Raw genomic sequence first — 12,928 nt, 5'->3', positions numbered from 1 at the left:
CAAGGCCGCCGAGCGGACATCGGCGGCCCCCCTGCTGCTGAGGAGCCCCCGCGTGTCGCTACGGGCGCTCTGCCGGGCTGACGGTGCGGGCCGGGTCGCGTTCGACGCGGTCGCCGAGGATGTCGTCGATGCGGCGCAGCGTGTCCGCCTCCAGCGTGACCCCGGAGGCCGCGGCGTTCTCGCGGACCTGCTCCGGACGGGAGGCGCCGACGATGGCCGACGAGACGTTGAGGTTCTGCAGCACCCAGGCCACGGCCAGCTGGGCCAGGCTCAGGCCGAGCTCCTCGGCGACGGGGCGCAGGTCCTGGATGCGGCGCAGGAGTTCCTGGTCGTCGAGGCCGTGGGCGGCCAGCACGTCCGCCCCACCGCCCTTGTCGTCGGTGGCGCGGGAGCCCGCCGGCGGCGCCTGGCCCGGGAGGTATTTTCCGGTCAGCAGGCCCTGGGCGATCGGCGACCACACGATCTGGCCCACGCCCCCGCGCTCGCACGCCGGGACGACCTCGGGCTCGATCACCCGCCACAGCATGTTGTACTGCGGCTGGTTGGACACGATCCGGTCGAGGCCCATCGCGTCGGCGAGCTTCAGCGCCCGCTCGATCTCCTCGGCGCGCCACTCGGAGACGCCGATGTAGCAGACCTTGCCCTGGCGGACCAGATCGTCGAACGCGCGGAGCGTCTCCTCCAGCGGCGTCGCGTAGTCGAAGCGGTGCGCCTGGTAGAGGTCCAGGTAATCGGTGCCCAGGCGGCGCAGGGAGTCCTCCGCCGCGCGCATGATGTGTTTGCGCGACAGGCCCCGGTCGTTCTTGCCCGGCCCCATCGGCCAGAACACCTTCGAGAAGATCTCCACGCCGTCGCGACGCACGCCCTTCAGCGCCCGGCCCAGCACCTCCTCGGCGCGGCCCTGGGCGTAGACGTCGGCGGTGTCGAAGGTGGTGATGCCCTCGTCCAGCGCCGCCTGGACGCACCCGACGGCGGCGTCTTCCTCCACCTGGGAGCCGTGGGTGATCCAGTTCCCGTAGGAGATTTCGCTGACGACGAGTCCGCTACTGCCAAGATGACGGAATTCCATGCCCCGCACCCTAATCCCGCGGACCCCACCTGTCGCGTATCCACCGCCCGCCGCTGATCCGTCGCGGCGACGGCGGTCAGCCGCGTCGCGGAGTGACCGGGTCGCCGGGCTTGACCTGCGGCTTCGGCAGGCGCAGGCGGCGAATCTGCAGCTGGCGCATGGCCGCGTACCAGCCGACGCCGCGCACGCCCTCGGTCTCGTTCGGGAACAGCTCGCGGACGTTCTTCTTGATCCGCTTGCTGACGTAGATGCCCTCGGCCACGACGCTGACCATCATCACCGGCCAGATGATGTAGGTGACCGCGATCTGGAACTCGACGGCCGGCAGGAACAGCAGCGCGATGATCAGCAGACAGAAGTACATGAAGAACTCGCTGATGCTGCGCCGGGCGTCGACGAAGTCCCGGGCGTAGGCGCGCACAGGGCCGTAGTCCTGGGGGCGGAAGTAGCGCTCCTCGCCCTTGGGTGCCCCGGCGCGCTGAGCAGCGCGCTGCCCTTCGCGGGCGCGGCGCTCCTTGTACTGCCGGTAGGCCTCCTTGCGGCTCTGCGGCGCACTGAGGGGACGGCGCAGCTCCTTCGCGGATTCCCTGCGCTTAGGGGTCGGCGCGCCCTTTTTGGGCGTGTATCCCTTAGGTTGGGGGCTTTCAGTAGCCTCAGTACGGGCGGAGCCGGTCATGGTCGGCTCTGTGGATGCGGAAGATGCGGAGCGACGTCGGAACACATCCCTCAGGGTAGCCGGTCCGGGCTTCATGGCGACCGCACGCGATACCGCGTAGGGTTGAATGCAGCGCCCGCCGGGAACAGCCGATGTTTACGGACCGAGAAGGGGACGGCCACGCCGATGAGCGTGTTTCAGCGACTTTCAATGGTTTTCAAGTCCAAGGCCAACAAGGCCTTGGACGCCGTCGAGGATCCACGTGAGACCCTCGATTACTCGTATCAAAAACAGCTGGAACTCCTGCAGAAGGTCCGGCGCGGAGTGGCCGACGTAGCTACCTCCCGCAAACGGGTCGAACTGCAGATCCAGCAGCTTGAGCAGCAGGCCGGCAAGCTGGAGAACCAGAGCCGCACGGCCCTCCAGCAGGGGCGTGAGGACCTGGCGCGCGAGGCCCTCACTCGCCGCTCCGGCCTGGCCTCCCAGATCGACGGCCTCAAGCAGCAGCACGAGGCGCTGCAGGGGGAGGAGCAGAAGCTCACCCTCGCCGCGCAGCGCCTGCAGGCCAAGGTGGACTCCTTCCGCACGAAGAAGGAGACCATCAAGGCCACCTACACCGCCGCCCAGGCGCAGACGCAGATCAGCGAGGCGTTCTCCGGCATCTCCGAGGAGATGGGCGACGTCGGCATGGCGGTGCAGCGTGCCGAGGACAAGACGGCCGAGATGCAGGCCCGCGCAGGTGCTGTCGACGAGCTGCTTGAGTCCGGTGCCCTGGACGACGTCACCGGCACGGCGAAGGACGACATCCAGTCCGAACTCGACCGCATGGCCAGCACTACCGGCGTCGAGGCGGAGCTGGAGCGGATGAAGCGCGAGCTGGAGCCGGGCGGCGGCCAGCCCTCCCCGCAGCAGATCGAGGGCGGCAACACCACCCGTCAGGGCCATGGCCAGGGGGAGGGTGCATGATCGTCCGCATTATGGGCGAAGGCCAGCTCGACGTGGCCGACGCCGATCTCGATCTGCTCAACGAGTTCGACCGCCGGATTGAGTCGGCCATCGAGTCCGGCAGCGAGGAGACCTTCCGCCAGTCCCTGCACGACCTGCTCGAACAGGTACGCAAGGACGGCAAGCCGCTTCCGGAAGACGCGCTGGAGCCGTCGCAGTTCATCCTCCCGCCCGCCGACGCCAGCATGGACGAGGTCCGCGCCATGCTCGGTGATGAGGGACTCGTCCCCGACGAGGGCTGAGCCCGTCCAGATGAGCTCCGGCCACTCCCGGCTCTGGTTGTGACGATGGCCGCCGCACCCCAGGGGTGCGGCGGCCATCGTCGTTTCCGCTTCGTTTGACCGACGTTCCGAGGGCGCAGTCCGGAGACAGGCCCCTCCGCTCCTCTCACGGAATTCCAACCTGTCCGGATTAGACTTCGAAGCATCCCCCCGGATTCAGATGTGACCCGTGTGCGGCAGATCCGGCGAAAGGCAGCTACCCCGTGGCAGGCTCCAAGTTCATCCCCGACCGCGGCCTGACGACCCGTATGGTCCTGACGATGTCGCTTCTGGGCATCGTGTACGTGGCGTTCATTATCCTGCTCATCCTCGTCGGCATGCCGTGGTACCTCGTGGTTCTGGTCATCGGCGGGTTCGCGCTCGTCCAGTACGTCTCCTCGGACAAGATCGCGATGTACTCCATGGGCGCCCGCGAAGTCACTCCGCAGCAGGCGCCGGAACTGCACGCTGTCGTCGACCGGCTGTGCGCGATGGCCGATATGCCCAAGCCCAAGGTCGCGGTCGCGGACACCGACGTGCCGAACGCCTTCGCCACCGGCCACAACGAGAAGAACGCCGTCGTGTGCGTCACCACCGGCATCCTGCGCCGCCTGGAGCCAGTGGAGTTGGAGGCGGTTCTTGCCCACGAGCTCTCCCACGTGGCGCACCGCGACGTCATGGTCATGACCATCGCCGGGTTCCTCGGCATCGTCGCCGGGTTCCTCACCCAGATGGGGCTGCGCTTTGCGGCGTTCGGAGGCGGAGGCCGCAGTAACAACGGTGGTCCGGCCCCCGCGGTGATCGCTCTGGGTGTCGTGCTGATCAGCGCCATCGTGTGGGCGCTGAGCTTCCTGCTGACGCGGGTGCTGTCGCGCTACCGGGAGCTGTCGGCCGACCGGGCGGCGGCCTACCTGACCGGGCGCCCCTCGTCGCTGGGGAGCGCGCTCACCAAGATCACCGGGGATATGGCCCGCATCCCGAGCCGGGACCTGCGCCAGGTGGAGCCGTTCAACGCGTTCTTCTTCACCCCGGCGTTCTCCAAGAGCGGGTTCAGCATGAGCCAGCTCATCGCCACCCACCCGCCCGTGGAGCAGCGGCTGGCCCAGCTCGCCGACATCTCGCGGCGGCTGGGACAGGGAGCGTAGGCTGCGTGCGCGGCCGGAGCCCGTCCGCCGGTCCGACTGATAGGACCGGCAGGACCGCTGGGACGATCGAAGAGACCGAGGAGTGAGGGATCGCCGTCGTGAGCTTCCTGAGGGCCCTGCTGGGCCGTTCCAAGCCGGTCCAGCCCAACCTTGACCAGCTCTTCGGGCTGCCATCGGCGGCCGTCACCCTGCAGGCCGCCGCCGGGTTCCAGCCCACCGGCACCGGCTCGGTGGCGTTCCGCGCGGCCGAAGGCCAGGCCTTCGCGACCCTGGAGCGGGACGTGACCGACCTGCTCAACGCCGACAACGGCCCCGCAGTGGAGCCGGTCACCGACAACTACGGCTACACATGGCTGGTGCTGCGCGCGGACGCCAGTGCCGCCGGGGCGAGCGACATCAGCGGGCTCGTCACCGACATCCACGCGGTCAACTCCTCACTGGAGAACGCCGGGTTCGGCCCCTCGCTCCTCTGCTCGCTGGTGACCTTCGCCGACGACAAGGGACGCAAGGTCGCGCTCGTCTACCTCTACAAGCGCGGCACCTTCTACCCCTTTGCCCCGGCCGGGGGACAGCGGCGCGACAACGCGCTGGAGCTGCAGATCGAGGCGGCCGTCGGCAACGACCTCGCGGTGGAGAAGGACAAGTCGCGCTGGTTCCCGGTCTACGGCGCCCCCGGCCTGTGACGACTAAGCCGCGAAGATATTTCACATTGCGGAACTTAATTATCGCAAAGTGGATAAAATCCTCTGTGAGGTCTGGTCCGGAACGGGTGACGCCGGGCACACTGGTCCGGTGCGCATCGTTATAGCCCCAGACAAATTCGCCGGGACCCTCACCGCGACCGAGGCCGCCCGGGCCATCGCCGACGGCTGGCATGACGTCGACCCCGAGGCCGCCACCGAACTCGTCCCGCTCTCCGACGGCGGCCCCGGCTTCGTCGAAGTCCTGCACACCGCCCTGGGCGGAAAGACCGTCCGCCTGGACGTCACGGGCCCCCTCGGCACGGCCGTTCCCGCTGACTACCTGCTCGACGGCGACACCGCCTACATCGAGAGCGCGCAGGCCTGCGGCCTCCACCTCGTCGCTCCCGACGAGCGCGACCCCGGACGCGCCACCAGCCGCGGCGTCGGTGAGCTGATCGCCCACGCCATCGACGCGGGCGCCCGCACCGTCGTCGTCGGCCTCGGTGGCAGCGCCACCAACGACGCCGGAGCCGGAATGCTCGCCGCCCTCGGCGCCGCGCCCGGCCGCACCCTGTCCGCCGGGGGCGGGGCCCTCGCCGACCTGCCCGGCCCGATCGACCTCGCACCGGCACTCCGCGCCACCGCGGGGGTCCGGCTGGTCGCCGCGACCGACGTCGATAACCCCCTGCTCGGCCCGCACGGCGCGAGCGCGGTCTTCGGCCCGCAGAAGGGGGCCGACGACGCACAGGTCCACCACCTGGACCGCGCTCTCGCCGCGTTCGCCGACGCCACGGCCGCCGCCACCGGAGTCCCGGGCGACCCGCGCTCCGTCCCCGGCGCCGGTGCCGCGGGCGGGCTGGGTTACGCGCTGCTGCTGCTCGGCGGCACCATCGAATCGGGGGTGGCCCGCGTGCTGGCCGCCGTCGGCCTGTCGGAGCAGGTGGCAGCGGCCGACCTCGTCATCACGGGGGAGGGGTCGTTCGACTCCCAGTCGCTGCGTGGCAAGCTCCCCCACGGCGTGGCCCGGGCGGCCGCCGCACACGCGGTGCCGTGCGTCGTCACCGCGGGTGTGGTGAGCGTGGGCCGCGAGGAGGCCGCCGCGGCCGGGATCAGCGCGACCTACTCGCTGGTGGAGTCGGCGGGGTCGACCGAGGCCGCGCTGACCCGCTCCGCCGCGGAGCTGCGTCGCCTGGCCGCCGACGTCGCCCGCCGCTGGGGGCGCTGACGCGCCGACTCCCGCTGAGCACCCCCACCGCCCCGACACAGCGGGGCCCGCCGGCAGGACCGGGCATCACCGCCCCCGGGGAATGGCGGACACCGTCGGAACGACCTAACCTGGGTGTGCGGCACAACGGTGTGTCCGCCCGGGGTGCTCCGGTCACCGGTCCCAGGAGAGCGTCGCCCCCCGCGCGGGGGAGCGGAGGCGGGACAGCACCGGAACGTGGCGTCCCGAGAGCGGACGGACCAGCGAGCAGTCAGCAGTGCGTGTCCCCGCCACGGGCTGGAATGCACAACGCAACCTCGGTGTTGAGACGTCGAGGAGTACTCAGGTCGCAGTGGCGGCCGCCACGCCTTTTGGAGGAGCTAGTAGATATGACGGTTCAGAGCGAGGCCACCACGCAGGGGATCATCCTGACGGACGAGGCGTCGGGCAAGGTCAAGGCCCTCCTGGAGCAGGAAGGCCGTGATGACCTGCGGCTGCGCGTCGCTGTTCAGCCGGGGGGCTGCTCGGGGCTGCGCTACCAGCTGTTCTTCGACGAGCGTGAACTCGACGGCGATGTGGTGGCCGAGTTCGGTGGTGTGGAGGTCGTGACCGACCGCATGAGCGCTCCCTACCTCATGGGCGCCACCATCGACTTCGTCGACACCATCGAGAAGCAGGGCTTCACCATCGACAACCCGAACGCCACCGGGTCCTGCGCCTGCGGCGACTCCTTCAACTAGCGCCCGGGGAGGCCGCTCCGGCCGCGGGCCGGAGCGCTGACATCGGACGAGGCCCGCGCGGGAAAAACCGTGCGGGCTTTTTCGTATACCCACATATTCGCCGATTCCACCGGACATAGGGCCTTCAATGCCCGCGGCACTGATGGGTACTCTTGCTAGGTCCTGATCTCCCGACCCAAGGAGCCCTCCGCAGTGCGCATCGCGGTTACCGGATCCATCGCCACCGACCACCTGATGACCTTCGAGGGACGCTTCGCCGAGCAGCTGATCGCCGACCAATTGGAACAGGTGTCGCTGTCGTTCCTGGTCGACGAGTTGGAAGTACGCCGCGGCGGCGTCGCGCCCAACATCTGCTTCGGCATGGGGCGCCTCGGCCTGCGTCCCGTCCTCGTGGGCGCGGCGGGCGTCGACTTCGAGGAGTACCGGTCGTGGCTGGAGCGGCACGGTGTGGACACCTCCGGTGTGCACATCTCCGACCTGCGGCACACCGCGCGGTTCGTCTGCACCACGGACCGCGACCACAACCAGATCGCATCCTTCTACGCGGGCGCCATGGCCGACGCCCGCAACATCGAGCTCGGGCCGCTCACCGGCCGCGACGGCGGCCTGGACCTGGTGCTGATCGGCGCCAACGACCCCGAGGCGATGCTGCGGCACAGCGACGAGTGCCGCGCCCGCGGCCTCGCGTTCGCGGCCGACCCCTCCCAGCAGCTCGCCCGCATGGAGGGCCCGGAGGTCCGCCGCCTCATCGAGGGGGCCACCTACCTGTTCACCAACGAGTACGAGAAGGCGCTCGCCGAGCAGAAGACCGGCTGGAGCGACGAGGAGATCCTCGACCTGGTCGGCACCCGCGTCACCACGCTCGGCCCGAAGGGCGTGCGGATCGACCGCAAGGGCGAGCCGCCGCTGCACATCCCCGCCGCCATGGTGAACGAGAAGGCCGACCCGACGGGCGTCGGCGACGCCTTCCGCGCGGGCTTCCTCGCCGGTGTGTCCTGGGGGCTGTCGCTGGAGCGCGCCGCCCAGATCGGTAACGCCACCGCGGTGCACTCGCTTGAGGTCAGCGGCCCGCAGGAGTACAAGCTGACCGGGGCGACCCTGGTGGAGCGGATCGCCGCCAGCTACGGCGAGGAGAGCGCCGCCGAGGTGAGGCCCTTCGTTGGCAAGGTCGCCTGACGCTTCGCCAGCGCCGGGTAGCGGCACGACGGGAACCGGTCGCCTCCGCGCTGCCCGCGGGCAGCGCGGAGGCGACCGCGTCTCAGGGGTGAGCCGTGCTCTCGTGCCGCGACATGAGGTCGAACAGCGCGCGCTCCAGCTGGCAGGGCCGCGTGACCCGGCTGCTCCACGGCACCCGGATCAGCGCGGGGTGACCACCGTGCACGGGGTTGACCCACAGCGTCACGCCGTGCGCGTCCAGCTCCCAGAGCCAGGCCGCTCCGTCCGGAGCCCCGGGCAGGTGGCGCAGCGAGGCGCTCAGCTCGTCCCGGTGGCAATCGTTGACGTGGCGCAGGATCCGCTCGGCCGCGCCGGTGATCGGATCGGGGCGCACAGCCATGTAGGACGGGCCGTCGATGAGCCCGGAGGCGTCGTAGGTGTGGTACATCACCGCCGTCGGCTGCACGCGGGCGAGCAGCGGCGCGTCCGGCATGGGATCATGGTCCACTGCGGCGAGTAGCTCCTCGTCGGGACACCCGTCCCACACCGCGAGGGCGGCGTCGCGGCGCTCGCCTGCGGGGACGATCGAAACGTGGCCGTCGCACCACAGCCGAGCGCGTACAGTAGGTGTGCGACCCACATGCCGCAGCGCGGAGAGTCCGACGCCGATCGTGAGATCGGCGTGCTCGTGCTGAGACGCCCGGAGTGCCTCGTGCAGCGGGTGGCCGACTTCGGCCCAGAGCACCGCGCGACCGGCATGGTCTACCGCCCCGCGCACGCTGAAACGCGTGTCGGGATTGTTTGCCAACACCGCCGTGGTGGGGGTCGCCGTGGCGGCGAGGGAACGGACCCGTTCGATCGCGGACGGGCTGGGCTGTCGCATGACACCTCCTAGACTTAGGCAAGCCTTACCTAGGATTCCCGTTTTTTCAAGTGACTCAAATAACGGAGGACCTTCATGCGCTACACCGGACCTAAGGTGCGGTTGTCCCGGCGCGCGGGCACCCCGCTGACCCGTAAGGCGGTCAGCTACTTCGAGAAGCGGCCGTACCCCCCGGGTGAGCACGGTCGTCGCGTTCGTCGCAACACCAGCGACTTCGCCGTCCGCCAGGCGGAGAAGCAGAAGATGCGCTGGTACTACGACCTGTCGGAGAAGCAGCTTCTGCGCGTCTACGAGAGCGCCAAGAAGCGCCCGGGCCGTACCGGTGAGGAAATGGTCACCGAACTGGAGCTCCGTCTCATGACGGTGCTGCTGCGGGCCGGCTTCGCGCCGTCGATCTACGCCGCTCGGCAGTACATCAACCACGGCCACATCACCGTGGACGGCAAGAAGGTCGACATCCCGTCGTACCAGGTCAAGCCCGGCCAGGTGATCAGCGTTCGGGAGAAGTCCCGCAACATGGTGCCGTTCGTGGAGGCCGCTGAGGGGATCCACGCCGACGACAAGATCGCCGGCTTCCTCGCGGTGAGCCACAAGGACCTGCGCGTCGCGGTCGTCGACCGTCCGAAGCGCGAGCAGGCCCCGGTTCCCTTCGACGAGCAGCTCGTCGTCGAGTACTACGCCCGCTAGTCCTCTGGTGCCAGCAGGGTCGCGCCGCCGGATTCCGGCCGCGCGGCCCTGCTTTGTGGTGTGCCCGAGTTCTGCGCGGCCCGCTCAGTACATCCGCCGGATGTGGTAGGCGCTTCCTCGCTCCAATGGGACTTCGGCCACGAACTCGTGCATCTTCATCCGGCACCACGCCGGGATGTCCGTCGTTGCGGCCGGATCATCGGCTGTGACAGCGATGACAGCACCGATCGGGACCTCGCGGATACGGCCCGCGAGCATGATGATCGGAATCGGGCATTTGCGGCCGGTCGCTTCGACGGTGACCAAGGGGTGGTCCGACACCTATGTACTCCTCGCGTAGCGGGTTCGTATCCCAATCTTGACCCATGCGGAGCGTAAAGCGGCACCCGGTTAAGGGTGCCGTAAATGCAGCGATACCCTCGCCTTAGCCCGCTCTCCTGGGCCGACTTTCGGACACCCCGGCGGTGTCCCTGAGCAGCCCCGAAGACCGGGCAGGGCGATGGACGCGAACCGCTGGTGAACCGGCCCGGCGCACCGCGCCCACGCGGCCGGATGGTGCCCGTCACCGCCCCGCCGCAAAGGGTGTGCAGCAACACGCTGGCAGGGTTCGCCCATGAGCGGATCACCAGGCGATTCGCGATAATGTTGCCCTTTGACAAGCTTCGGATATAACTACGCCCGCGCACGCCGCGCGGGCATTCACCGCTGGGAAGGCAATCCGTGAGTCCGACCCGCCATAGGAATCGGCGCTCCGCGTTGCGCCGATGGGCACCACGTGGCGCCGCGCTCGCCGCGTTGGGTATTGCCGCGACCGGCTGCGCGTCGAACGAGTTCACTCGTTTGGGTGTGCCGGAGCCGATCACCGAGCAGGCAGAGACCGTTCTCGCGCTCTGGCAGGGCTCGTGGGTGGCGGCGTTCGCGGTCGGCATTCTCGTGTGGGGGCTGATCATCTGGTCGATCATCTTCCACCGCAAGCGCTCCGAGCAGCTGCCGCCGCAGGTGCGCTACAACATGCCCATCGAGGCGCTCTACACCGTTCTGCCGATCGTCGTTATCGCGGTCCTCTTCTACTTCACCGCGCGCGACCAGGCCTACCTGCTGGAGACCGACAAGCCCGCCGACGTCAACGTCGAGGTCGTGGGATTCCAGTGGAGCTGGCAGTTCAACTACCTGGACCAGTCCAAGGAAGAGGCGCAGGAGGCGGCCGACGACCCCAAGGCCGAGCCGGCCACCGAGTTCGCGGTCGTCGGTACCCCGCAGGAGGTCCCCACCCTGCGGCTCCCCGAGGGCGCCGTCGTGCACTTCGACCTCACCTCGCCCGACGTGATCCACTCCTTCTGGATCCCCGCGTTCGCCTTCAAGATGGACGTCATCCCGAACCGGGACAACGAGTTCCAGGTCAAGGTCAAGGAGGGCACCGCGGGCACCTACGCCGGCCGCTGCGCCGAGCTGTGCGGTGTCGAGCACGCGGGCATGCTCTTCAACCTTGAGGTCATGGAGCCCCAGGACTACGAGAAGTGGGCGGCCGAGCAGAAGCAGGCCGCTGAGGCGAAGTCCGAGCAGCTCGCGGAGAAGGCCTCCGACACGGGGGCCGCCACCGCGGAGGGCGCTGAGAACAGCGCCGAGGCTCGCGACGAGAAGGCCGAGACGGCGAAGGACGGCGACAAGCCCGAGCAGGCCGAGGACGCCGACAAGCCCGAGACGGCCCACGGCGCTGACGAGCAGGACACGGCCGACGCCGCGGCCGAGGAGGCGGGCCACTAATGACGACGGCAACCGAGACGAGCGTCGAGGCCGGACCCCGGCCGACACGCAAGGGGTCGATGATCGTCAGCTGGATGACGTCGACCGACCACAAGACGATCGGGTACATGTACCTGATCACTTCGTTCGCGTTCTTTCTGTTCGGCGGGATCCTGGCGCTGATCATCCGCGCCGAGCTGTTCCTGCCGGGCCTGCAGGTCGTGACGAAGGAAGAGTTCAACCAGCTCTTCACCATGCATGGCACGATCATGCTGCTGCTGTTCGCGACCCCGCTGTTCGTCGGGTTCGCCAACATCATCATGCCGCTGCAGATCGGCGCCCCCGACGTGGCGTTCCCGAGGATGAACATCTTCGGGTACTACCTGTTCCTGTTCGGCGGCCTCATCGTCGTCGGCGGGTTCCTCACCCCGGGCGGTGCGGCGAGCTTCGGCTGGTTCGCCTACACCCCGCTCTCCGACGCGGTCCGCTCGCCGGGCCTCGGCGGTGACCTGTGGATCCTGGGCCTGGCCGTCAGCGGTCTGGGCACCATCCTCGCGGCGGTCAACTTCATCACCACCGGCCTGTGCATGCGCGCGCCGGGCATGACGATGTTCCGGATGTCGATCTTCTCCTGGAACGCCATGCTGACCAGCGTGCTCGTGCTGATCGCCTTCCCGGTCCTGACCGCGGCCCTGGTCGCACTCGGCGCCGACCGCATGATCGGCACCCACGTGTTCGACCCCGAGCACGGTGGCGCCATCCTCTGGCAGCACCTGTTCTGGTTCTTCGGCCACCCCGAGGTGTACATCATCGCGCTGCCGTTCTTCGGTATCGCGACCGAGATCCTGCCGGTGTTCAGCCGCAAGCCGATCTTCGGCTACAAGAGCCTCGTCGGCGCGACCATCGCCATCGCGGGCCTGTCCGTCACGGTCTGGGCGCACCACATGTTCCCGACCGGCGCGGTGCTGCTGCCGTTCTTCTCGTTCATGACCTTCCTGATCGCGGTCCCGACCGGTGTGAAGTTCTTCAACTGGATCGGCACCATGTGGCGCGGCCAGATCGTCATGGCCACCCCGATGCTGTTCGTCATCGGCTTCCTGGTGACATTCCTCTTCGGTGGTCTCACCGGTGTGCTCCTGGCCTCGCCGCCGATCGACTTCCACGTCACCGACAGCTACTTCGTCGTGGCCCACTTCCACTACGTGGTCTTCGGAACCGTGGTCTTCGCGATGTTCGCCGGCTTCTACTTCTGGTGGCCGAAGTTCACCGGGAAGATGTTGAACGAGCGTCTCGGCAAGGCCCACTTCTGGGTGCTGTTCTTCGGGTTCCACGGCACCTTCCTGGTGCAGCACTGGCTGGGCGCCGAAGGCTTCCCGCGCCGCTACGCCGACTACCTGCCCACTGACGGCTTCACCGTGCTGAACCAGATCTCCTCGGTCAGCTCGTTCGTCCTGGGAGCATCGACCCTGATCTTCTTCTGGAACATGTGGATCACCCACAAGAACCCGAAGACGGTCGAGGTCGACGACCCGTGGGAGTACGGCTGCTCGCTGGAGTGGGCCACCTCCTGCCCGCCGCCGCGACACAACTTCACGTCGCTGCCGCGGATCCGGTCCGAGCGCCCCGCGTTCGACCTCCACCATCCGCACGCTGCCGCTCCGGGCGCGCACCCGGAACCGGCGACCACGAAGTAAGAGGG

The 12,928-nt window shown here is 68.8% G+C and carries 14 protein-coding genes; 10 read left to right on the top strand and 4 right to left on the bottom strand.

Annotated elements, in window-relative coordinates; translation table 11 throughout:
• Nucleotides 1-58: 58 nt before the first annotated feature.
• Together ABD259_RS04795 and ABD259_RS04790 are read right to left on the bottom strand one after the other, a co-directional pair.
• Complete coding sequence (locus tag ABD259_RS04795; RefSeq protein WP_344107216.1) at nt 59-1,069, bottom strand: aldo/keto reductase family protein; 1,011 nt, start codon at nt 1,067-1,069, stop codon at nt 59-61.
• 76 nt (nt 1,070-1,145) lie between these two features.
• Nucleotides 1,146-1,745: a DUF3043 domain-containing protein gene (locus ABD259_RS04790; RefSeq protein WP_344107214.1), complete on the bottom strand. Its 600-nt coding sequence runs from the start codon at nt 1,743-1,745 to the stop codon at nt 1,146-1,148.
• 165 nt (nt 1,746-1,910) lie between these two features.
• Here ABD259_RS04790 and ABD259_RS04785 point away from each other — a divergent pair, with 165 nt between their 5' ends.
• The 7 genes from ABD259_RS04785 to ABD259_RS04755 all read left to right on the top strand — a co-directional run bounded on the left by ABD259_RS04785 (nt 1,911) and on the right by ABD259_RS04755 (nt 7,937).
• Nucleotides 1,911-2,690: a PspA/IM30 family protein gene (locus tag ABD259_RS04785; RefSeq protein WP_344107211.1), complete on the top strand. Its 780-nt coding sequence runs from the start codon at nt 1,911-1,913 to the stop codon at nt 2,688-2,690.
• A complete protein-coding gene (pspAA, locus tag ABD259_RS04780) occupies nt 2,687-2,971 on the top strand; it encodes a PspA-associated protein PspAA (RefSeq protein WP_344107209.1) in 285 nt (94 codons plus the stop codon). The genes ABD259_RS04785 and pspAA overlap by 4 nt, the downstream gene beginning before the upstream one ends.
• A gap of 242 nt (nt 2,972-3,213) precedes the next feature.
• Nucleotides 3,214-4,134, top strand: coding sequence for a zinc metalloprotease HtpX (htpX, locus tag ABD259_RS04775; protein WP_344107207.1), 921 nt, complete (start codon nt 3,214-3,216; stop codon nt 4,132-4,134).
• Nucleotides 4,135-4,232: 98 nt separating this feature from the next.
• Complete coding sequence (gene pspAB / locus ABD259_RS04770; protein WP_344107205.1) at nt 4,233-4,817, top strand: PspA-associated protein PspAB; 585 nt, start codon at nt 4,233-4,235, stop codon at nt 4,815-4,817.
• Nucleotides 4,818-4,926: 109 nt separating this feature from the next.
• Entirely contained in the window at nt 4,927-6,042 is a 1,116-nt protein-coding gene (locus ABD259_RS04765) for a glycerate kinase family protein (protein WP_344107203.1), read from the top strand.
• Between the two features lie 368 nt (nt 6,043-6,410).
• On the top strand, nt 6,411-6,761 hold the full coding sequence (locus tag ABD259_RS04760) for a HesB/IscA family protein (protein ID WP_344107201.1): 351 nt from the start codon (nt 6,411-6,413) through the stop codon (nt 6,759-6,761).
• A 192-nt stretch (nt 6,762-6,953) separates the two neighbouring features.
• On the top strand, nt 6,954-7,937 hold the full coding sequence (locus ABD259_RS04755) for a carbohydrate kinase family protein (RefSeq protein ID WP_344107199.1): 984 nt from the start codon (nt 6,954-6,956) through the stop codon (nt 7,935-7,937).
• An 82-nt stretch (nt 7,938-8,019) separates the two neighbouring features.
• On the opposite strand, the gene ABD259_RS04750 is transcribed toward ABD259_RS04755, so the two are convergent.
• Nucleotides 8,020-8,799, bottom strand: coding sequence for a DUF2470 domain-containing protein (locus ABD259_RS04750; protein ID WP_344107196.1), 780 nt, complete (start codon nt 8,797-8,799; stop codon nt 8,020-8,022).
• A gap of 75 nt (nt 8,800-8,874) precedes the next feature.
• Here ABD259_RS04750 and rpsD point away from each other — a divergent pair, with 75 nt between their 5' ends.
• A complete protein-coding gene (gene rpsD / locus ABD259_RS04745; RefSeq protein WP_344107194.1) occupies nt 8,875-9,486 on the top strand; it encodes a 30S ribosomal protein S4 in 612 nt (203 codons plus the stop codon).
• An 84-nt stretch (nt 9,487-9,570) separates the two neighbouring features.
• Here the strand turns inward: rpsD and ABD259_RS04740 are convergent, their stop codons facing one another.
• On the bottom strand, nt 9,571-9,807 hold the full coding sequence (locus ABD259_RS04740; protein WP_344107192.1) for a sulfurtransferase TusA family protein: 237 nt from the start codon (nt 9,805-9,807) through the stop codon (nt 9,571-9,573).
• 399 nt (nt 9,808-10,206) lie between these two features.
• On the opposite strand from ABD259_RS04740, the gene ctaC reads away from it, so the two are divergent.
• Together ctaC and ctaD are read left to right on the top strand one after the other, a co-directional pair.
• Nucleotides 10,207-11,250: an aa3-type cytochrome oxidase subunit II gene (ctaC, locus tag ABD259_RS04735; RefSeq protein ID WP_461786985.1), complete on the top strand. Its 1,044-nt coding sequence runs from the start codon at nt 10,207-10,209 to the stop codon at nt 11,248-11,250.
• Nucleotides 11,250-12,923: an aa3-type cytochrome oxidase subunit I gene (ctaD, locus tag ABD259_RS04730; protein WP_344107188.1), complete on the top strand. Its 1,674-nt coding sequence runs from the start codon at nt 11,250-11,252 to the stop codon at nt 12,921-12,923. The genes ctaC and ctaD overlap by 1 nt, the downstream gene beginning before the upstream one ends.
• The last annotated feature ends 5 nt before the right edge of the window (nt 12,924-12,928 follow it).

This window comes from Nocardiopsis rhodophaea, from assembly GCF_039530945.1.
In the GTDB taxonomy this organism is placed as follows: Bacteria; Actinomycetota; Actinomycetes; order Streptosporangiales; family Streptosporangiaceae; genus Nocardiopsis_C; species Nocardiopsis_C rhodophaea.
This window is presented reverse-complemented; position numbering and strand designations above follow the sequence as displayed.

Bases quoted from the DNA above. Each gene is read 5' to 3' on its own strand.
- ABD259_RS04750 (WP_344107196.1), bottom strand. From the start codon at position 8,799: ATGCGACAGCCCAGCCCGTCCGCGATCGAACGGGTCCGTTCCCTCGCC.
- ABD259_RS04790 (WP_344107214.1), bottom strand. From the start codon at position 1,745: ATGACCGGCTCCGCCCGTACTGAGGCTACTGAAAGCCCCCAACCTAAG.
- ctaD (WP_344107188.1), top strand. From the start codon at position 11,250: ATGACGACGGCAACCGAGACGAGCGTCGAGGCCGGACCCCGGCCGACA.
- ABD259_RS04795 (WP_344107216.1), bottom strand. From the start codon at position 1,069: ATGGAATTCCGTCATCTTGGCAGTAGCGGACTCGTCGTCAGCGAAATC.
- ABD259_RS04785 (WP_344107211.1), top strand. From the start codon at position 1,911: ATGAGCGTGTTTCAGCGACTTTCAATGGTTTTCAAGTCCAAGGCCAAC.
- rpsD (WP_344107194.1), top strand. From the start codon at position 8,875: ATGCGCTACACCGGACCTAAGGTGCGGTTGTCCCGGCGCGCGGGCACC.
- pspAA (WP_344107209.1), top strand. From the start codon at position 2,687: ATGATCGTCCGCATTATGGGCGAAGGCCAGCTCGACGTGGCCGACGCC.
- ABD259_RS04760 (WP_344107201.1), top strand. From the start codon at position 6,411: ATGACGGTTCAGAGCGAGGCCACCACGCAGGGGATCATCCTGACGGAC.